We start from the raw sequence: 20,611 nt of genomic DNA, 5'->3' as shown, positions 1-20,611 counted from the left end.
CTGCCCCATCTCGTTTGGACAGAATGAAATTAGCATAGGACAACTCCATTTCAAGATTGTTGAGGATAAGATATTTTGCACCAAGCCCCAGCTGGGTGTACCCTCTCATTCTGCCAAACTCAATATCTTGCACACCAGGCAATTTGCCATAGGCTGGAGCGTATTGCGCATGGCTGTAAAGTGTTAGTCCGGAGGTAGGAAAATAACTGCGATCAGGCTCAGTGGCACTCTAAAGAAATCATTTTGCAAATCATCTGCTTCAAATCATTAAATAATATTTTACATACAAATAGTGAATAAATGTAACCGAGTGAATTCACGTTGCGTCTAATATTTCATACATTTAATGAATAAATAGTATTGGCAACAAATCGTAATCATAATCATCCCCCCAAATGGGCCATCAAACTTCTCGAATGGTATTGCAGAGAAGACTTACTCGAAGACCTTCTGGGCGACTTGTATGAGTACTACGCTCGGAACCTTGAACGAGGCCAGAGACTGGCTAATTTTATTTTCATCATTGATGTACTCAAATTTTTTAGGTCATACACTTTCAAAAAACTCAAAAACAAGTCCAAGATGAACAGTTACATGTTATTCAAAAATTACTTCAAGACTTCGATTCGAAGCTTGGCTAGAAATAGACTTTTTTCATTTATCAATATCATAGGACTCGCTATCAGCATGTCCGTTGGCCTTTTGGTCATCACTCTGATTGTAGAGGTTCAGCTCTTTGACAATTTTCATAAAAATGGCGATCATATATACCGAGTTGTAAATACTAGAGTAAGAGCCACTGGAGAAGTGATGAACATGGCCTCTACGTCATATTTCCTAAGCGAAAAATTGGATGAGTATAACTATTATCAATCCAAGACCACTCTATATAAAGGTTTTGGTGGAGATGCGGATGCTGATGGCAAAAAACTTGTCCTTTCAGGTATATGGGCCTCGAAGGACTTTTTTAAGGTCTTTTCCTTTCCTATGGTGGAAGGAGATCCAAGTTCTGCACTTGCAGAACCAAACAGTTTGGTACTCACGGAAACTTCAGCCAAAAAAATATATGGAGATACGCCCGCCATGGGCAAAATACTGCGTGTGAATGAAGTCGAGTATCTGATAAAAGGCATAATGAAAGACCCTCCAATCAATTCGCACATCAAATTCGAATCATTGGCATCAATTGGCACATTGATCAATCTCTCCAGAGACGATCCTGACTGGGCAAAATCTACTACGATGTGGAGAACCTACATCTATCTGACCGTGGCTACCGACTCAGCCTATCACCAGATGACACAAACCCTAAACCAGATATGTGAAACTGAAAATAAATTGATCGCACCAGAAAAAATTACAGCTGCTCTGCAGCCATTAGCCGATATTTTTACTGGCGCTCCCTTGGGAAATCAGCTTGGACCTACAGTACCCACAGCAGCCACCTTAATATTCGCCATACTGCCATTGATTATCCTTCTTACAGCCTGTTTCAATTACACCAATCTATCCATTGCCAGATCACTCAGACGTTCCACTGAAGTGGGGATCAGAAGAGTCATTGGTGCCACGCGAGGAAATATATTTGCCCAGTTTGTGGTAGAGTCTGTGATTTTAGCATTGATGGCACTAGTGGTTGCCATTATTCTATTTATTCCACTAAGAGAGCAATTTTTGGTAATGTTGGATGGAGATGGAGTTAGTTTGCCCATCAATGGACTCCTCATTCTCTGGTTTGTTGGCTTTGCCATATTTGCTGGAATTCTTGCGAGTTTGATACCTGCCACCACACTATCCAAATTTCAGGCTGTAACGGTACTCAGAAGCAAGGCCAGCGTCAAAATATTCGCTGGAATGACGCTCAGAAAAGTGCTTTTGGTTGCACAGTTTTCTATTTCTACCCTACTCATTTTGATGACTATTATTTTAAACAAGCAGTATCACCATGCCATGAATTACGATCTTGGTTTTTCCACTGCTCAAATCCTAAATGTCGAACTTCAGGGCAATAATCATCGAGTAATGAAAAGTGCATTGGCACAGGTAGCAGATGTGAAATCCATCTCAAAATGCCACAGTATTGTGCACGGCCATCGGATGACCATTGTTGATGGGAAATACAAAAACCCAGGAGACTCGGCGCAAATTCATATCAATTTCGTTGATGAAAATTATTTGACCAATCATAAATTCAATTTGATTGCAGGTGAAAATTTTAAAAGCAGACCTGACAGTGCTCAAGAGCAATATACCATAGTAAATCAAAAATTATTAGAGCGCTTTGAAATAGGTGGCGAATTAGAAGCACTCGGCGAAAAAATAGAATTGGATGGTCATTGGCTTTCAATTATAGGCGTGGTAGAAGATTTCAATCATTCTATGTTGAATTCACCAATTGAACCCTATGCGTTCAGGTACAATCCCTTCGAATATGAATATTTGAATTTATTGGTGGAAACAAATGACTATATAGCCACTATAGATAAGTTAGAAGCTGAATGGAGCAAGGTAGATGAACTGCACCCGTTTACAGCCAGTTATTATGACGAGCACATTGAGAACACTTATGTCATGTTTGAGATGTTGATCAAAATTGTAGGGTTTCTTGCGCTACTGGCCATTTCCATTGCAGCCATGGGACTGTTTGGCATGAGTGTATATGCCGTAGAGACAAAAATTAAAGAAATCAGCATCAGAAAGGTAATGGGAGCCTCATCGTTTAAGCTGGTCTATTTGCTGTCCAGAAGTTATGTTTGGTTACTGGTAATTTCGAGCTTGATAGCTGCACCATTTACCTATTTTTTAACCAATGAAATCATACTCACTGAATTCGTTTACTTCTCCCCTATGAGCATCTGGGATGTTTTAGGAGGACTATTGGTGGTGTTTTCTATTGGATTGGTAATGATTGGCTTTCAAACATACAGAGCAGCTCAAATGAATCCTGCAGATACATTGAGAAATGAATAGTGATGGTTTTGGTCAGTGGCAGTTGTCGCTGACCAAAACTTAATTTTTAAATATTGAACCTAGAATTAATATCATGAAAGGAACCAACATTGGAGAATTTGAAGAATTGGTACTACTTACCATTGCTTCCCAAATTGATCAGGCCTATAGCGTTTTTATTTGTGATGAGATTGAACGAGTGACAGGCCGAAAGGTCAAACTAGGCGTCGTTCATGCTGTCTTGAATAGACTGGAAGAGAAAGAACTCATCAATTCCAAACTGGGTGAAGCCACCAAGGCTCGTGGCGGTCGTCGCAAAAGGTTTTTTGAAGTATCCCAATCTGGGAAAGCTGCATTAATCAAAGCCAAAGAACAAAGAGACCAACTTTGGGGCAATATTCCAGATGTAGTTTTTGATGGAATCAGCTAAGGCTTAATCCACTCACACATCCCGTAGTGCTGACTATCCATGCCCAGTTTTTCATACACTTGTAGTGCATTGGTATTAGTTTTATCTACATATAGTCGAATACCGGCATAATCATTCGACTCACTCACTATCTGCTGAATATGTTTATATAGTGCCTTGTATACACCTCTGCCACGAAACTCTTTTGCCACAAATACAGACTGAATCCAGAGAATCATCGAATTTCTCCAGTCGCTCCATTCGAAGGTTATCATCAGGCTACCTGCGATTTTTCCATCAACTTCAGCCACAAAATACCAGCCCTTTGATTCGTCATCAAATACCGCTTGTACACCAGGGGTAATGATATTCCTGTCCAGAGTCACATCCTCGGTCTCACGAGCCATGTCAATTTGAAAATCTACAATATGCTGAGCTTCTGCAGCTTGTGCGCGTCTTACATTCATATCTTCATCTTTACTCGGCCATAGCCGAAATTTTCCTGTCCCAGGGTTTGATCAAAATTGCCAAAACAGCAAATACCAAGAGTAAATACAAGTACCAAACATTGCCTGCCAGATCAAAGAAGTTCAATCTACCATCCGTGAATTTTAGTAGAATCAATACTTGAGCTCCATAAGGAAGCAAACCCTGGACAATACAAGAAAAGGTATCAATCAAGGCAGCAGCTTTTCTCTTATCTACACCATAGCTTTCGCTAATTTCTCTTGAAATATCTCCCGTGATCAGTAGTGTCACGGTATTATTGGCTATAGCCAAATTGGTAATTCCGATCAAAGCACCCAATCCAAACTGGGCAGATTTCTTGCCTTTCACCCATTCTTTTACTTTACGTAAAGTATAGTTGATTCCTCCATCATGAGCAGTCAACGTAGCCAACCCACCACTAAAAATCGCTAAAAGAAACACCTCCGTCATCCCCTCAAAACCTTTGTATGTGGTCTTGGCAAATCCCATCATGGTAAAATTATCAAACGAAATTCCCATCAATCCGCTCACTATGATTCCTATTATGAGCACATGAAAGACTGGAACGCCCATCACTGCTAGAACGATCACTAATAGATAGGGAATGATTTTGACCAATTCATATTCGCCTGTTTCGGCCAGTGCTTCTATACCTGTCAGGTCTTTGGTGAAACCAAAAACCAATAACAGCACTACAGTGACTATGGCAGCAGGGAGTGCGATATACACATTCGCTCTAAACTTATCTTTCATCTTCACACCCAGAGACTGCGTGGCAGCAATGGTAGTGTCAGAAATAATGGAAAGATTGTCTCCAAACATGGCTCCTCCTAACAGAGTGGCCGACATTAGTGCCAATGAAGTACCAGAGCGATCTGCCAAGCCAACAACGATTGGCCCTAGTGCTACAATGGATCCTACGGAAGTACCCGTAGCAATAGACAAAAAGCTGGCAATCAAAAACACGCCTACAGGCAAATACTGCACAGAGATAAAATCCAAACCAAAATTGACAACGGAATCAACTGCACCCATCTGCTTGGAAACAGTGGCAAAAGCCCCTGCCAACAAATAGATGATCCCCATGGTCATCACTTTAGAATCTCCACAGCCATCTACCAATTGCTTGGTTTTTTCTTCCAGGCTATCACCAAATAGTGCAAATGCTACCATAATTCCTAAAATCACGGCTATAGGGGCAGGCAACGCATAAAAATCATCCAGCAATATGCCTATACCTAAAAAGGAGAAAATAAATACCATCAAAGGTATCAGTGACTTAAAACTTCCTTGCTTTTCCATAATCTGCGGCTTTTTGTTAGGTCAATTTGCTAGCCGCTAAGCTATTGAGATTCGAATGAAAAATAAAAAGATTAGCCATGTTCAATTAACCCGTCATTAGTCAATTCTACAAAATGGTTAGCAGACAGTGCTTCAAAAATAAGTACAGCATTGGCTCGAATGAGATCAAAGAGTTGTCGGTTTTTAAGATTTCCAGTAGATATAAGAAATAGGCGATTAGGTTTCTTATTGGCCATGTGGGAGTGATAAAAATCATAGTCCTTGGTCACTACAGTGAGGTCGTTCTGATCAGCAAACTTTGTGATTTCTAAATCAGTAGATTGATCTCCGTCTGGTAGATCGTCAACGTGAAAAGCTTTGATATTAATATGATCAATGATCAAATATTTCACAAATTTTAGTGGGCAATTGAGCATCAATCAGCAATTTCACATTGATATTTTTGTATAGCGGTTATACTTTGTAAGCCTGGCAGCGTAAGCCAAACAGGCCAAAATATCTTCATTTTCAAGCTGAGGATAATCACTGAGTATCTCTTCGTGTGTAGCTCCTGCCGAAAGTAAATCGAGAATCAGATCGACTGTATATCTTTTATTTCTCACAGTTGGTTTACCATGACAAACTTCAGAATTGATAGTAATTCGGTCTAAATATTGATTTTCCATTAATCTAAAATACGCAAAGCTGAATGAATCTGTTCATCCATATCTATAAACGTATTTTTTTGGCGCATACAATCGAAACATTTTATCTACAAGACTGTAAATTGCAGCCATGTTGGAAAATGCGGATTTAGACTATTTGAACGGACTGAACCCTCCACAGCGAGAGGCAGTAGAAAATGTACAAGGACCTTCTATGATCATTGCGGGTGCCGGTTCTGGCAAGACTCGCGTATTGACCTATCGCATTGCACACTTGATCAAAAAGCATAACGTTGACCCGTTCAATATTTTGTCTTTGACCTTTACCAACAAGGCGGCCAAAGAAATGAGAAATCGGGTGGAAGATGTGGTAGGAACTGATGCTCGAAATCTTTGGATGGGTACCTTTCACTCTGTGTTTTCAAGAATATTGAGATCTGAAGCAGATAAACTAGGCTACCCGAGTCACTTTACCATATACGATGCGGACGACTCTAAATCTTTGATCAAGCAGATTGTCAAATCTTTCGGCCTGGACGATAAAGTCTACAAACCCAATGTGGTATTCAATCGCATCTCAAGCGCTAAAAATAGGCTGGTTTCCTGGCAGGAATACACCAACAACCCAGTCTATCTGGCTGACGATACTGAAAACGGCAAACCCGAAATGGGCAAAATCTATCGTGAATATGCCACACGCTGCTTCAAAGCAGATGCGATGGACTTCGACGATTTGCTCTTCAATACCAATGTGCTCTTTCGAGATCACATTGATGTACTCAATAAGTATCAACAGCGCTTTCACTATGTGATGGTGGATGAGTTTCAGGATACCAACATTTCACAGTATGTGATCACTAAAAAGTTGGCAGCCGTTCGCCGAAATATCTGTATTGTGGGTGATGATGCGCAAAGTATCTACGCCTTCCGTGGGGCGGATATTCAAAACATCTTGAATTTCGAAAAGGACTATCCTGAGTTGAAAATAATCAAACTGGAGCAAAATTATAGATCGTCTAAAACGATCGTGAATGCCGCCAACTCAGTCATTACCAAAAACAAAAATCAGCTCCGCAAAAGCGTCTGGACTGATAATAATGAAGGCGATCTGATTGAGCTGATCAAAGCCACCACTGATAATGAAGAAGGCAAACTAGTCGCCTCTGCCATCTTCGAATCCAAAGCCAACAACCAATACAAAAACGCTGACTTTGCCATTCTCTATAGAACCAATAGCCAGTCACGGGCAATGGAAGAAGCATTGCGAAGAAACAATATCAAATACCAGATTGTGGGTGGATTGTCTTTCTATCAAAGAAAAGAAATCAAAGACCTTCTGGGTTACATTCGGTATTCTGTCAATCAAAATGACGAGCAGGCGCTTCGTAGAATTATCAACTTGCCCAAACGAGGGATAGGTGGTACTTCAGTTGATAAACTCTTTGTGGTTGCCAATGAGCAGAACTTAGATCTTTGGACTATACTTGAAAATGCAAAGAATGTTATAGGCGGACGAACAGCAACTGCTATAGATGGTTTTGTGACAACCATAAAGAGCTTCAAACTGGCAGTGGAAAAGAAAGATGCCTTTGAAGCCGCTTCTCAGATTGCCAAGAATTCTGGGTTGATGAAGGAGCTTTACGACGACAAAACCATAGAAGGTAGAAACCGCTACGAAAACGTTCAAGAACTCTTGAACGGCATCAAAGAATTTGTTGATAATCCTGAAAATGAAGACAAATCTATGTCTGCCTTTCTTCAGGAGATTGCATTGCTGACAGATGCTGATAATAAGGACAAAGATGAAGACAAGGATGTAGTCACCATGATGACCATCCACATGGCGAAAGGTCTGGAGTTTAAAAATGTTTTTGTTGTAGGCATGGAGGAAGATCTTTTTCCTTCTCAAATGATGATTAGTTCAAGGCAGGATCTGGAAGAAGAACGAAGGCTCTTCTATGTGGCAATAACACGTGCTGAAACCAAGTTGTATCTCAGTTATGCACTGACTAGGTATCGTTTTGGTAGATTGAAAACTTGTGAACCTAGTAGATTCTTAGAAGAGATTGACAAGGACTTTCTGAAGTTTAATGCCAAAATGAGCAGCACACCATCTCCAGGAGACCAATATGCGAAAACGTTCATCAGTACGGTACAGCGAACGGTTCCAAAGCCTCCGCCTAATCAATTGTTTCATAAACCATCTGCGGATTTCAGGCCAAGTGATACCTCTAAATTAGCCATTGGAAATAAAGTGGAACATCCCAAATTCGGATTTGGCCAGGTGACTGAAATAGATATCCAAGGGGCCAACAAAAAAGCTCACATCAGCTTTGAAAAAGCAGGCGACAAGACTTTATTGCTCAGTTTTGCAAAGCTGAGAATCCTAGACTAATTCAACATCCCATTATCTACTCCTGCAAAGAAATAAATCCACAACAAGAGTTGTGCGATTTGAAAAGCATTGTGGTACTTCTGATTCTGCACATTTAGAGATATAAAGACCACATACCACATAAAATAAAGCATGAGAGGAATTTGCTCCACGAACGAATAGTCTGAAATCGTGATGTTTTGAATAATGCTGATCAATATAGTAAAAGAGAAAATACCATAGAGCCACCTCCAGTTTTCACAAAAATAGGCATTTAGATCCGTCTCCTGACTTCGAGAACCAGTGGGGAACATAAACCTTGCTAGCAAGAACAATACAATTGGAAAGCTCATTAAAGCCAATACAATTGGTTCAGTCCATTGATCAATTTGTTTCGAATACTGATAAGTGTACCACCATTCCTGAAAGAAAACCAGAAAAAGCACTACTATAAAAATGCTATGAGCAACACTAAATTTGGTCTTTTTAAACTGAGCCAGCATATCTGCTACCCCATTCAATAATTGGGCAACTCCTAAACCCAGAATCAATGATATTAAAACAACGACGTACTCAAATGGCTCCATAGGATAATCTTTTGTTCACTCTAAAATAGTCAAAGTGTTTAACAGGAAGGGTGTTGAGAAAGTTCATACTGAATCATAACGTCATCACCCGATTTATTCGGGTGATCCGCTAGTAGAGGATACAGATTGCCCGGACTACCGCCGGGCAATGACGGATAATCGATCATTACTTCCTTTCCGGAATATGCTTCAGTGTCTCCAACAAGAACGGCCAATATTTTTGCACTGAACTGATCTGAACTCTTTCATCTGGCGAGTGAGCCCCTCGGATATTAGGCCCGAAACTGATCATTTCCATATCAGGATAGTTAGTCCCAAGAATCCCGCATTCCAATCCTGCATGACAGGCACTTACATCTGCCTTATGCCCAAATGTTTTTTGGTACAACTCATCCATTAATTTCACTATATCCGCGTCAGGTTTTGGTGTCCAGCCTGGGTAGTCTCCATCCATGGTTGACTCTGCCCCTAATAATTCGAAGATCGCCTGAATGTTCAAAGCCAAATCCACTTTTTCCGTGTCTACAGAACTTCTGGTCAAACACTGGATGCTGTATTTCCCACCTGCAACTGAAACTCGTGCCACATTATTGGAAGTCTGAACCAAGCCTGCCATATCTGGACTCATGCGATAAATCCCATTGGGCAAGGCATAGACTGCTCGTAATAATTTCCGTTGAAAATCTTTGGCTATGACTTGAGTGGGCGCATTTACTTCACTGATATCCACTTCCATTTCTGGATCAGTAGTATCATGCTCTTCGATCATCATTTCGGCCAAACCAATGACCTCATTTTCTAATTCTTCTCTTTCCGATTTTAAAACAGAAAGCACAGCCACTGACTCTCTAGGGATCGCATTTCTTAATCCTCCTCCATCTATACTGGCTATTCGAATGTCAAATTCTGAGTCCAACGCATAAAGCAAACGATTCATCAGTTTATTGGCATTACCCAGCCCTTCATGAATCTGCATCCCTGAGTGGCCACCTGAAAGCCCTCTCATTTTCAGTTCAAGTCCCATTCGATCCCCAGAAACAGATTCTTCAGCATAAGAACCCTCGCCCGTTACATCTACACCACCTGCACAGCCAATCGTCAATTCGTGATCGTCCTCTGTATCCAGATTGAGCATGATTTCTGCATCTAGCAAACCACCTTTCAAACCCATAGCACCTGTCATTCCTGTTTCTTCATCTATGGTAAATAATCCCTCAATCGCTGGATGAGCAATATCTTTGGAAGCTAATAATGCCATAATTGAAGCTGCACCAATCCCATTGTCAGCACCCAGTGTGGTGCCTTTGGCCTTTACCCAGTCCCCTTCTACAAACATCTCAATGCCTTGGGTATCAAAGTCAAAAACGGTATCAGCATTCTTCTGATGCACCATATCAATGTGACTTTGAATGCATACCGTCTTACGGTTTTCCATGCCGGGTGTAGCGGGCTTTTTGATGATGATATTACCTACTTCATCCACATAGGTATCCAAGTTGAGGCTTTCGCCAAATTTCTTCACAAACGCGATGACGCGCTCTTCTTTTTTGGAAGGTCTAGGTACTGCGTTCAGATCGGCAAAGCAGTTCCACATGTCATTGGGTTCAAGATTTCTTACTTCGTTGCTCATTGGGTAATGGTCTAAATTTAATGATCTCGCTAAATTAGGCATTCAGAAAACATAATACCATGATTTGAAAACCAATTGAACTGAGTATTACTCAATATTCAAACTCAAAATTCAATCATAAAAAAAGCGGCATCAGCCGCTCCTTTCTTCAATCAGTAGTAACGATAACCACAGATCACCTTGATATAAGGATTTTCGTTGTTGTGACCGTTTTTTCTTCAATTATCCTTAGAAAATAGATCCCATTAGGCAATGAGTGGACATCTACTGTTCCTTCTCCGTTAATTTTTTCAGCTAGCGAAAGTGCTCCATTCACTTGATAAATTTCAATATGAGCAGATTGGCCATATTCACGTCTGATCTGAAGCTGGTTTTGCACAGGATTAGGATAAATATTCCAACACTGTGTCATTGGATCAGCACTCAATACATACATAGATTCAAATGATTGTTGAACTGATACACCATGAAAGTTTTCGTTTCCGCCCTGTGAAGCCGTCACTGTCACCGTGCCAGGTATCCTGTCCAATATCAATTCTATGCCTGACAGATTTGCGGGGCCATCCACTGAAAATATAACTTCAAGGCCTGTACTTGTCTTGGCCTCCAAAGTGATTGGATCAGCAGTCATAGGTACATCTTCCAGCGGAGAGAATTCAATGGTTTGATTAGCCTTGGATACTGTTATAGTTTGCTCTTCAGTATCTGCTGGGTTGTAATTATCATCTCCTGATTGGCTGGCCTGCACAACTATGGTGCCTGCTCCAGTGATGGTAAGTACTGATCCATCAAGGGTACCTGGTCCATTGACATATTCAAAACTGACTTCCAATTCTGATGTGGACGTAGCTGATAGTTCTATCGAGCTAGCTCCATAAGTTTGATCCTCAATTTCAGTAAATGTAATTTCTTGATTAGCCTTGGATACTATTATAGTTTGCTCTTCAGTATCTGCTGGATTATAGTCATCATTTCCTGATTGACTGGCCTCCACAACTATGGCGCCCGCTCCTGTGATGGTAAGTACTGATCCATCTAGCGTACCTGGCCCACTGACATATTCAAAACTGACTTCCAATTCTGATGTGGAGGTGGCTGATAAATTGATGGGTTCATTACCAAATATTTGATCTTCAACTGCTAGGAATGTTATCTCTTGATCAAGTTTGGACGGATCGTACACAACAAAACTAATGGTCTCTGTAGCAGCCAGATAATCCCCATTCCCTTCTTGCGATATTTCAATCTCCACTTCACCTGCCACTCCAGTCAGAGTCACTAGATTGCCCTCATTGGTTGCAGGGCCATAAATTACTTCGTAGGCCAATGTTAATTCACTAGATACACTTGCGGAAATTTCAAATGGATCATCCGTTATCAATTTATCACTGATACTGGCTACCTCAATAGTCTGCTCCCATTTTTCAGCCTCCGGAGCTGACCAGACCACAGCATTTCTTATCATTTGACCATAAGTACTGGCTGCATCTACATTTATCGTCCGTTCTCCTGGGGCCATATAAGCCACTTTTCCAATTTTTCCATCTCCATCCAAATCCACAAGCCTTGTAAATCCGGTTTGTCGAGTTTGTGTTAAACTAGCATTAGGAGGAAGGGCATCATTAGAAAACAAAGGCGTTATTTCATTAATCTCACGACCCAATGCGATATCTCCAGTGTAATTGAAATTGACATAAAGCTCATCATACATACTTATAAATGGCAGGGTCGAAAATGAAGTATTCGCAGTAGCAGATAATGGATCTGATTCCCATGAGGCGACCGTCGGATGATCAGCTACGTTATCATATTCAATGAGGTAACTTGATATAAAATGCCCATGATTGGTAGCATACATGTTGAACGTAGTCAAATTAGCTGCCCAACCTGACGGAGATGACTCCGCTCCAAAAAGCTGGGTAACCAGCACATCCTTATTTTGACTACCCTCCTGGTCATTGTAAAGTGCATGATGCAATCCCACAACACCTCCTCCATTATCGGCAAATGTCACAATAGCTTGCTGCATTTCATCAGTAATGACTGTAGACCAATGTTTGAAAAAGACAATCACATCGTAATCAGCAAAATAAGTCAGCACTTCTGCTTCGTTAGAAAGATCTAATTCAGTAGTGCTTAAATCCAAATGATCGTTCACCAAATTGAAATCATCGTTATTTTCATTCGCATTTAGCACGTTCATCAAGTCAGTATAGTCGGCTGGTAGACTTTCACCTCCTCCATGATTGCAGGGCACATCATTGTCCTTATTTTCAGGCCCACAGTTCTCTGGATCCAATGCTCCTCCATGAATCACGAGGGCATTGATCTCAGATGTCTTAGTCCTATCCAGTGGAAAAGTTTCTAGAACATTCAAAAACGTTCTTGCTGCATGAGCAACGGTTTGAGGATACCAGTCTCTTGTGGTTATAATCTTGGCAGTGGCCGAATAAGAGGTGGTCAATGCGCTGTGTGCATTTGAGATTGTAACTCGATCATTTGGTCGATATATCACATCCAAGGCCTGAAGCGTACCCAAAGTGGCAGACTCAGGATAGCCCGCTGAATTTTGATCTTTCAGCAGACTATACCCTAAAGCCTCTTCTCCCGGACCACTGGTATCCGGTATTCTCCAAAATGCGGGGATGCTGGCCCCATGACACTGAGCCATTACAGGTTTACCCTGCAATAAGGCTTCAATAGCTAAATCGTTCAAATATTCTGCCGTTTGCTCAACCATGCTTGCCGATACTTCCCTTTCTTCTTCGCCTTGAGCATAATAAGTTCCGTCTACCCGATAGGCTAAAGAACCTATCCCTCCAACTACAACAATTCCAACGTATTGATCAATATTCATCACGTTTGTCAAAATGCCATCTGTGGATACTGAAGTCGGAATACTATTTAAGGATTCGTCCCACTCCATTCCAAAAAGATTGAGAAACTGATTTTGAAACTCTGAGTAACTACTTCCAGATAGATCATTGGCCACCGCCGAAATATCACTGTATGGAGACATATAGGTTGAAAAGTTCAAGTCTGATGCGCTTCGCACCTCTACAGTATATCCAGCTGCCTCAAGTGCCTTTTTCATTACAATGTATTCGGAGTAATAAGTTTGCTCGTGTGATACGAACATAAGTATGGTATCTGCATTCGCAGAAAAAGACATGAAGGAAAGAATAATGAAAGCACAGATCTGTAAAATTCCTTTTAGATAATTCATTTGAATGATTAATTAAATTTTGTTAGAGATTGTTTTTCAGGTAGTAATTACTTTTCTAAGTCAAGTCTCATCTAAATTCTAGAATTGAGTGATTAATCTGCAGGCCTAATTTTCAACTGCATGGTCTCATTGGTGACTCGCTCGAAACCAGTGTCGAATTCATTTTCTTCCCAGCGACCACCTTGTATTTTGACCCAGACCCTGTTATTGGTCTTGTCCTGCCACCAAGTTTCTCCTTCTGAATCGATAACTTGGGTCAAAGATTCCAGTTGTTCGTACCCTTCAAAATTGTTCGGATTGCGTTCTTGCTGTATGTAAACGACAGGATCTATATTTCCGTCATATTGAATCCCAATCACCTGTGTATCTGTAGTTTCAATCATACTTTCTACTTCTACCAAAAAATCTGTAGGGTCATCTTCTCCTGGGAAAGTCAGCACATAGAGACCATCAGGAGTAGTGGCAAAATCTCGCATGTGCTGTAGCGTCCAGTTGGATTCTGCAGCATCCACTTCCCAAGTGCCTACCACTGTACTTAATTCTAAATCGTCTAGCTCGTACCTATCTACGTGCAAGGCCATGATATCCGCATCAGGTGAAGTCTGAGGTGGCGTATTTCCCACACCATGGAGAACGAATGCTGCAAATCCATAAAACGGACCTGCAACACTCACTCCTCCAGCAACCTCAGTCCCCAGCTCTACCAGATGGATCTCTTTTCCATAAGTAAGAAAAGGCACATCATAAACAAAATAGTTCTCTTCTGGCCCCCAAAAACCATAAGGATCCCAAAGCGCACTGGCCAGCGTGAAGTAGGTGCCTGTAGATTGAAGCTTGACGCCAGGATGAGAATTGATCATTAGGTTATTGGTATTTCTTACCATGCCTTTATCAACTGCTCGCAGATAATAATCATCTGAAGCAAATACGCCAGCTCTGTCATGTTCTGTTACCTCAAAATTGACCAGGATATTATTTTTCATGCTGAAGGCACTGTGATAGGTAGCAAATGCAGTGGGTGCTGATGAGGCATTGAATTGGAAATCGGCAATCTCTGGTCTGCCTGTTCCGTTCATCATGAAATTGAGGCTGGTGCCAACAATAAGGCCTCTTTCTATCACACCCTCGGCTCCAGATCCAGCAAAGAATCTTCCGCAATTATCTGCTGATACAAATTCAATCATATCTGTCCAGACACCTCTATCCCAAGAGCCATTATCCATATTTTTCCAGGTCTTGAACCTCGCCAAAGTAAACCTACTCAAGCCCTCAGTATCATTGATATCCGCTCTTCCTGTAGTACTGGACCAATATTGAAGAGGAAAAGTATTGCCTTCGTCGTCAGATTGTGGATCATCCAGATGCAAGCCATCATTCTTGTTGGAATGGGCTGTATTGTTATCAAAAACTCCAAATAGCAGTCTATTGGGTCTGAGCAATAGCCCATCGTCTGCGAGAACCTGAGCGCCCAATCCGAACGGCTGCAAAGGAAAGGCTAACCAGAAACCAAAAGTTTGGCAATCCGCTGCGATATTATTGGTTACTGTATTATCGGGGTTAGCTATCCAAAATCCTGAAGAACCAAAACTCCCGACCTCATGTTGCATCAGTTGTGAACCAGTAGCTGGGTTTCTAACATGTAAGACCAAATTACCATCAATGATATTTCTTCGCTCAATGGCATCTTCTGTAAATACCCCATGTCCACGCACGTCATAGACAATATTGTCTCTTACTTCTACACCATTAGTTCCATGAATGACGATACCTCTATTGGCAGAAGAGTTGATAGTATTGCCATTAAAGTACTGACCATTGGCATCTGCAAAAGTCTCAGTTCCCTCATAGCTCAACATGTGCCAGTGAAATGGGTATCTTCTTAATCGACCAGCTTGCCCTGCTCGCTTGAACTCTACCCCTTCTACATGTGCTGTCCCGTTGGGCATGATCATGGTGTGCACACCAAACCCTTCTGATTGCCATCGATCGTCATCTGGTGATTGGATTACAATATTTCTCGTCAGATGACCCACTTCTGCTCTTTCATCCAGCACCAAGGGAGTAGCTGTGCTTTCCGTATCGGCCACTGGTGGGCTCACCATACCAGCTGAAGACAGGCTCATCCCGTCATCTACGGGATATTGTAACAGCCCCCATCTATGCGCATTCAGAGGGTCTGCTAGATTCAGTTGATCTTCATTCACACCAGAGAGGCTCACCCGCTGTGTCACAGATGCACCAAAGCCAGCTTCGTAGTAATCAGTTGGTGCAATCACAATTTCGTCTCCTACATTCCAATCCACCTCTTCTATCAGAGAGAGGACAGTCGCACCAGATTCGGCATGTGCATTGATTTTTGTCCATATCACATCTGGTGTGGCACCATGCAACTCTAAAACACCATTCATAACCATGATGCCACGAGTACCCATGCCCATGATATCAGATTCTGTGTCCTGATCGTTTAGTGTGATAGTAGCTTTTTGCCGGAAAGGATTATCTGAAGTGCCTACTTGCAGGATGCCATTCACAACAATCCATTTGCTGGTGAGAGAAAGATCTTGTCGGTCGAAGGTGAGCAGCCCCTCTATGGTCAGGCCGCCTAATTCTGGGGTGTTTTCATCCAATAGAATCAATTTTTCTTTTGGAATTACAACTTCATCCCCAGCCACTGGTTTACCTTCCTCACCCCATGTATTTGGGTCGGACCACAGCTCTAAGTCTTCTGTACCATAGACTTGTATGACCTCTGTATAATGTGAGCCATCACAAGCTTCTTCATCCACTTTCCCTCTAAAAAAGACAGGAAGTACAGTAACCGTGACTTGAAAAGGACTGACATTTCCATTAGTGATATCAGTCCAATTGATTTGATCGCTTGATTGCTGCCAGTGAAGTTCACCTCGAAATGCGTCCGCCTCCAGTTCAACGATATCGTCAATTTCCACAAGAATGGATTGTTGCGCATAGATGGACTCAGCAAAGACGAGTACAAGGAATATCTGTAGAGTGATCTTCATTGCACTATAATTTTAATGGTACGATTTTGACGATCATTAAATACCTGAAGGATGTAGACTCCTTCAGGTACATGGCTGATGTCGACAGACACATTGTTTTTCAAAAAACTTTGGTCTTTGATGATTTTGCCATGGACATTTAAAAGTCTGAAACTGGCATTTTGTATAGCTGAATGAATAGATAATGTGGAAGTTGCTGGATTCGGGAATACTTGAACGGCCAATAAAGGTTCAATACCTGTAACCACAGGACAATCTTCTCCTTGACCCACAGCTACTTTTACCGCATGTACGGTTTGTCCAAGACATATCTCACCTGCCAGCACGAATAGAATAGTAATATACCTTTTCATATTTGTATTATTTAATGAATCAAATATGACATGAAAGGTCGCCTAATTACTAATCTTGTAGGGCTACAATTGGTCTACAGCATCTAATCGTTCGACAAAAAGACATCAATAGGCTATGAGTGGTGAAAATTTATTGATGAAAAAATGATCTCTGGCAAATAAAAATCACCCCTGACGCATTCTAGATCCTGCCAGTTCCAATTTTTGGATGTATGAATTCAAATCCTGCTCTTCTTCAAGTGTCAATTTTTTCTTGAGTCTATATCGTGCCATTTTCACACTCTTAGGCTCTATATTCAGGAGAGTTGCAATTTCGTTATTCGCCAAATTCATTCTGACTAATGCACAAAGTCTAATTTCGCTTTGTGTCAGGTCTTGATGATGGGATTTTAAAATGTCAAAAAATTGAGCATGTACATCACTAAAGTAATTATTGAAATTATCCCAATCTTTTTCTTGTGCTTTGTTGATTGATATTACGTTTTTAATCTTTTGCTTTCCTACTCCATCCAATTCGACCAGATGCTGTTCTATTTCTTCTAGTCCATTTTTATGATGGATCATGTGAAGTGTATGTGCGGACAACTGGGCTTGCCTTTTTTCTAATTCCAGTTGTAGCACAGCTTTTTCCTCCTCTAATTTGGCTTGCTTCAGGTTTGTTCTTGATCTTAAATTAAAAAATGCGAGTACACCAATTAGCGTAAGAGACACCCCACCAATAATTAGCAAAAGTTGCTTGTATTGATGGATTTGATTTTCTGCATGGAGCGCATCAATTTCATGTTGCTTTTTCAGCGTTTCAAGTTTAACTCTCTGATCTGTAATGGCATCATCTCTTCTTTCACGATTAATCGAATCTGCGTAAGTCATAGACATCATGGCATAGTCATAGGCTTCTTCAAACTTTTCCTGCTCAGCCAGGATCATACTTAAAAATTCGCTTGTTTCAGCTTTGTATTGTCTATTGTTGACCACAAATGACTCTTCCAATCCCAACATCAGAAAATATTTCGCACTATCAAGCATTTTTAACCCAAAATAATTCTTACCCATTTCACCATATACAGATGGCACTGATCGAGCGGATACCGCACCAGTGGCGCTAGCAATTTGAAGATAATCTATGGCGGATCTGTGTTCTTTTTTTTGAAAGTAAATGTTACTTATGTTTATCGCTGCAGACACTACCCCACCAAGTGCTTTTTCAGCACTTGCCATGCCATAAGCTTTTTTATAATAGAACAAAGCACTATCTGGTATGCCTTGAAGATTAAAAGCACCTCCTATTCCTATATAAGGACTATAATCTCCTTCACCATCTTTCAGTTCAATAGACTTTCGAAAGAATTCTATAGCCTTATCATAACTTCCCTGCCGCATGTAGACGGTGGCAATGTTGTGCAAATCATCATCCGTCTCAGCTTCTAGTCCATTTTTGAGTTTATTCTCATAACTCTGAGTAAACCACTTCAAAGCCTCAGAGTAATTCCCCTGCATGCCCTGGGTCAGGCCTATCTCAGCCAGGCAGTTACTTACAAAAAGTACTGAATCAAGTTGCGCAAATATCTCTTTGGCCTGTAGGTAATATTGTTTGGCAGAATCATACTTGGCACTCCTCAAGCAAACCTTGCCCGAATACCAGGTAGCCATTCCATGTTCAAACGAACCTTTTTTCAGGCTTGGTCGTGCCTTGTTCAGAATGAACCTGGCCGTATCAGTTTCTCTCCTATTGTAATAGGCAGCTCCAATATAGGTCAGTGCCTTATTTATTGATTCTTCGGAATTTTCTTTTTGTGCCAATTCAAAAGCACGATTCGCTTTTAATAAAGCACTATCTCGATTGGTTCTACCCAAATGAGCTTTTGAAAGTGCCTCTTCAAATTGAAGAGATTGAGCGCCAGAATAGATAGAAATAGAAAATGCACAGAATAGTAAGAATACATTCTTAATCATCATAACAGGTGGTCAAATAGTAAGTGGATTTACTTTTTTTAAGAATGCGCGATTCGAAGATAGTAAATTATTTACAGGTGTATGTAGCCCTATAAAACATATACAATTGATTATTTCTTTTGATACCCATACGGACAATGTTTGCATCCATTTTTACAACAATATCCCCGTTTAAGATGATAGGTGGCAGTAAAGACCATCAGGCCTTGCTCATTGAAGTAATAATCTGGTGAATCGTTCGATTCTGACAGCTGACCGTTGTTTTTATCGCTCAAAGCAAAAGGGTTTCTGTTGTGTTATTCGAAATGCTTTTCGTAATTTTGAGTGAAATTAATGAGTTCTGCACAAAGAACTCATTTTTGTTTGAACAACCCAAAATATACAATCATGGTCAGAGAACTAACTAGCGAGCAGGCAATAGCCTTAGAAGATAAGTACGGCGCGCACAACTACCACCCATTACCAGTGGTTTTGTCACGTGGAGAAGGCGTACATGTGTGGGATTTGGAAGGAAAGAAATACTATGATTTTCTTTCAGCTTATTCAGCTGTCAACCAGGGGCATTGTCATCCTAAAATTGTTGGGGCATTGACTGAGCAAGCTAAAACCTTGACCTTGACCTCCAGAGCCTTTTATAATGACGCACTGGGTGAATACGAGAAGTATATGTCTGAATTTTTCGGTTTCGACAAGATTCTGCCTATGAACACTGGCGCTGAGGCAGTAGAGACTGCTATCAAGCTTTGCAGAAAATGGGCTTATGAAGTAAAGGGCACCCCAGAAAACGAAGCTAAGATCATTGTATGTGAAGATAATTTTCATGGACGAACTACCACAATCATTTCGTTTTCAAACGATCCAGACGCACAGAAAAACTTTGGCCCATATACTGGTGGATTTATCAAAATCCCTCATAATGACATAGATGCATTGAAAGAAGCATTACAAGATCCCAACGTGGCTGGTTTCTTAGTAGAGCCTATCCAGGGAGAAGCTGGTGTATTTGTGCCAGATGAAGGATACTTAACTGCTGCCAAGGAAGCCTGTACGGCTGCCAATGCTTTGTTTATTGCGGATGAAGTACAAACAGGGATTGCCAGAACAGGAAAAATATTAGCTGTAGATCACGAAAACGTGAAGCCTGACATGGTAATCATGGGCAAGGCACTTTCTGGTGGAGTATATCCTGTATCTGCTGTAATGGCTGATAATCGCATCATGGATGTGATCAAGCCTGGTCAGCACGGATCTACTTTTGGAGGTAATCCAATCGCAGCTAAAGTAGCCATGGCTGCTCTTGATGTGGTGAAAGAAGAAAAATTGGCAGAGAACTCTCAGAAATTAGGGGAGCTGTTTAGAGAAAGGATGAACAAGTTCATCGAGTCTACAGATATGGTGACACTAGTGAGAGGCAAAGGATTATTGAATGCCATCATCATCAATGATACGCCTGACAGCTCTACGGCTTGGGATATCTGTGTGGCTCTGAAAGAAAATGGCTTATTGGCTAAGCCTACTCATGGAAACATCATCCGATTCGCGCCTCCATTGGTGATGACAGAAGAGCAGCTTCATGATTGCTGTGATATTATCGAAAGGACGATCAGAACATTTGAGAAGTAATTTGTCTCCTCAGAGTCCTACTTGAGTGACCCTGATGGATTACCTGAAAGAT

15 protein-coding genes are annotated in these 20,611 nt (G+C 41.1%); 4 read left to right on the top strand and 11 right to left on the bottom strand.

Annotation, left to right across the window (positions count from 1 at the left end; genetic code table 11):
• Positions 1-360 precede the first annotated feature (360 nt).
• Positions 361-2,970 carry an ABC transporter permease gene (locus B9A58_RS14145; RefSeq protein WP_084373525.1) on the top strand — a complete coding sequence of 870 codons (2,610 nt, stop codon included), beginning with the start codon at positions 361-363 and terminating at the stop codon, positions 2,968-2,970.
• A gap of 73 nt (positions 2,971-3,043) precedes the next feature.
• A complete protein-coding gene (locus B9A58_RS14140; protein ID WP_084373524.1) occupies positions 3,044-3,379 on the top strand; it encodes a PadR family transcriptional regulator in 336 nt (111 codons plus the stop codon).
• On the opposite strand, the gene B9A58_RS14135 is transcribed toward B9A58_RS14140, so the two are convergent.
• The 4 genes from B9A58_RS14135 to B9A58_RS14120 all read right to left on the bottom strand — a co-directional run bounded on the left by B9A58_RS14135 (position 3,376) and on the right by B9A58_RS14120 (position 5,814).
• Positions 3,376-3,825: a GNAT family N-acetyltransferase gene (locus B9A58_RS14135; protein ID WP_084373523.1), complete on the bottom strand. Its 450-nt coding sequence runs from the start codon at positions 3,823-3,825 to the stop codon at positions 3,376-3,378. The two genes, B9A58_RS14140 and B9A58_RS14135, sit on opposite strands and share 4 nt — an antisense overlap.
• 10 nt (positions 3,826-3,835) lie before the next feature.
• On the bottom strand, positions 3,836-5,149 hold the full coding sequence (locus B9A58_RS14130) for a Na+/H+ antiporter NhaC family protein (RefSeq protein WP_084373522.1): 1,314 nt from the start codon (positions 5,147-5,149) through the stop codon (positions 3,836-3,838).
• A gap of 71 nt (positions 5,150-5,220) precedes the next feature.
• Positions 5,221-5,565, bottom strand: a complete 345-nt coding sequence (locus B9A58_RS14125; protein ID WP_084373521.1) for a DUF5615 family PIN-like protein — start codon at positions 5,563-5,565, stop codon at positions 5,221-5,223.
• A 12-nt stretch (positions 5,566-5,577) separates the two neighbouring features.
• A complete protein-coding gene (locus B9A58_RS14120) occupies positions 5,578-5,814 on the bottom strand; it encodes a DUF433 domain-containing protein (protein ID WP_084373520.1) in 237 nt (78 codons plus the stop codon).
• 109 nt (positions 5,815-5,923) lie between these two features.
• Here B9A58_RS14120 and B9A58_RS14115 point away from each other — a divergent pair, with 109 nt between their 5' ends.
• Positions 5,924-8,188 (top strand): ATP-dependent helicase, encoded by a 2,265-nt coding sequence (locus B9A58_RS14115; RefSeq protein WP_084373519.1) that lies wholly within the window; start codon positions 5,924-5,926, stop codon positions 8,186-8,188.
• Here B9A58_RS14115 and B9A58_RS14110 read toward each other — a convergent pair.
• From B9A58_RS14110 to B9A58_RS20650, 7 genes are all read right to left on the bottom strand, one after another.
• Positions 8,185-8,754, bottom strand: a complete 570-nt coding sequence (locus B9A58_RS14110) for a hypothetical protein (protein ID WP_084373518.1) — start codon at positions 8,752-8,754, stop codon at positions 8,185-8,187. The genes B9A58_RS14115 and B9A58_RS14110 overlap by 4 nt on opposite strands.
• A 166-nt stretch (positions 8,755-8,920) precedes the next feature.
• Positions 8,921-10,384, bottom strand: coding sequence for an aminoacyl-histidine dipeptidase (locus B9A58_RS14105; RefSeq protein ID WP_084373517.1), 1,464 nt, complete (start codon positions 10,382-10,384; stop codon positions 8,921-8,923).
• Positions 10,385-10,559: 175 nt separating this feature from the next.
• Complete coding sequence (locus tag B9A58_RS14100) at positions 10,560-13,610, bottom strand: T9SS type A sorting domain-containing protein (RefSeq protein ID WP_084373516.1); 3,051 nt, start codon at positions 13,608-13,610, stop codon at positions 10,560-10,562.
• Positions 13,611-13,702: 92 nt separating this feature from the next.
• Positions 13,703-16,630: a G8 domain-containing protein gene (locus B9A58_RS14095; protein ID WP_084373515.1), complete on the bottom strand. Its 2,928-nt coding sequence runs from the start codon at positions 16,628-16,630 to the stop codon at positions 13,703-13,705.
• Positions 16,627-16,983: a T9SS type A sorting domain-containing protein gene (locus B9A58_RS14090; protein WP_084373514.1), complete on the bottom strand. Its 357-nt coding sequence runs from the start codon at positions 16,981-16,983 to the stop codon at positions 16,627-16,629. The genes B9A58_RS14095 and B9A58_RS14090 overlap by 4 nt, the downstream gene beginning before the upstream one ends.
• Before the next feature lie 165 nt (positions 16,984-17,148).
• The gene (locus tag B9A58_RS14085; protein WP_084373513.1) at positions 17,149-18,939 is read right to left on the bottom strand and encodes a tetratricopeptide repeat protein; all 1,791 of its coding nucleotides are present in this window, start codon (positions 18,937-18,939) and stop codon (positions 17,149-17,151) included.
• Positions 18,940-19,046: 107 nt separating this feature from the next.
• A complete protein-coding gene (locus tag B9A58_RS20650; protein WP_394334432.1) occupies positions 19,047-19,187 on the bottom strand; it encodes a C1orf53 family protein in 141 nt (46 codons plus the stop codon).
• Between the two features lie 136 nt (positions 19,188-19,323).
• Here B9A58_RS20650 and rocD point away from each other — a divergent pair, with 136 nt between their 5' ends.
• Complete coding sequence (gene rocD, locus B9A58_RS14080) at positions 19,324-20,559, top strand: ornithine--oxo-acid transaminase (RefSeq protein ID WP_084374005.1); 1,236 nt, start codon at positions 19,324-19,326, stop codon at positions 20,557-20,559.
• The last annotated feature ends 52 nt before the right edge of the window (positions 20,560-20,611 follow it).

The sequence above is a fragment of the Reichenbachiella faecimaris genome, assembly GCF_900176375.1.
In the GTDB taxonomy this organism is placed as follows: domain Bacteria; phylum Bacteroidota; class Bacteroidia; order Cytophagales; family Cyclobacteriaceae; genus Reichenbachiella; species Reichenbachiella faecimaris.
Note: the sequence above shows the minus strand (reverse complement) of the source record. Positions and strands in the feature narration are given on the sequence as shown.

Excerpts from the sequence above, each read along its gene's own strand:
- B9A58_RS14135 (WP_084373523.1), bottom strand. The coding sequence starts at position 3,825 with ATGAATGTAAGACGCGCACAAGCTGCAGAAGCTCAGCATATTGTAGAT.
- B9A58_RS14130 (WP_084373522.1), bottom strand. The coding sequence starts at position 5,149 with ATGGAAAAGCAAGGAAGTTTTAAGTCACTGATACCTTTGATGGTATTT.
- B9A58_RS14125 (WP_084373521.1), bottom strand. The coding sequence starts at position 5,565 with ATGCTCAATTGCCCACTAAAATTTGTGAAATATTTGATCATTGATCAT.
- B9A58_RS14095 (WP_084373515.1), bottom strand. The coding sequence starts at position 16,630 with ATGAAGATCACTCTACAGATATTCCTTGTACTCGTCTTTGCTGAGTCC.
- B9A58_RS14105 (WP_084373517.1), bottom strand. The coding sequence starts at position 10,384 with ATGAGCAACGAAGTAAGAAATCTTGAACCCAATGACATGTGGAACTGC.
- B9A58_RS14110 (WP_084373518.1), bottom strand. The coding sequence starts at position 8,754 with ATGGAGCCATTTGAGTACGTCGTTGTTTTAATATCATTGATTCTGGGT.
- B9A58_RS14120 (WP_084373520.1), bottom strand. The coding sequence starts at position 5,814 with ATGGAAAATCAATATTTAGACCGAATTACTATCAATTCTGAAGTTTGT.
- B9A58_RS14140 (WP_084373524.1), top strand. The coding sequence starts at position 3,044 with ATGAAAGGAACCAACATTGGAGAATTTGAAGAATTGGTACTACTTACC.
- rocD (WP_084374005.1), top strand. The coding sequence starts at position 19,324 with ATGGTCAGAGAACTAACTAGCGAGCAGGCAATAGCCTTAGAAGATAAG.
- B9A58_RS14090 (WP_084373514.1), bottom strand. The coding sequence starts at position 16,983 with ATGAAAAGGTATATTACTATTCTATTCGTGCTGGCAGGTGAGATATGT.
- B9A58_RS14085 (WP_084373513.1), bottom strand. The coding sequence starts at position 18,939 with ATGATGATTAAGAATGTATTCTTACTATTCTGTGCATTTTCTATTTCT.
- B9A58_RS14100 (WP_084373516.1), bottom strand. The coding sequence starts at position 13,610 with ATGAATTATCTAAAAGGAATTTTACAGATCTGTGCTTTCATTATTCTT.
- B9A58_RS14115 (WP_084373519.1), top strand. The coding sequence starts at position 5,924 with ATGTTGGAAAATGCGGATTTAGACTATTTGAACGGACTGAACCCTCCA.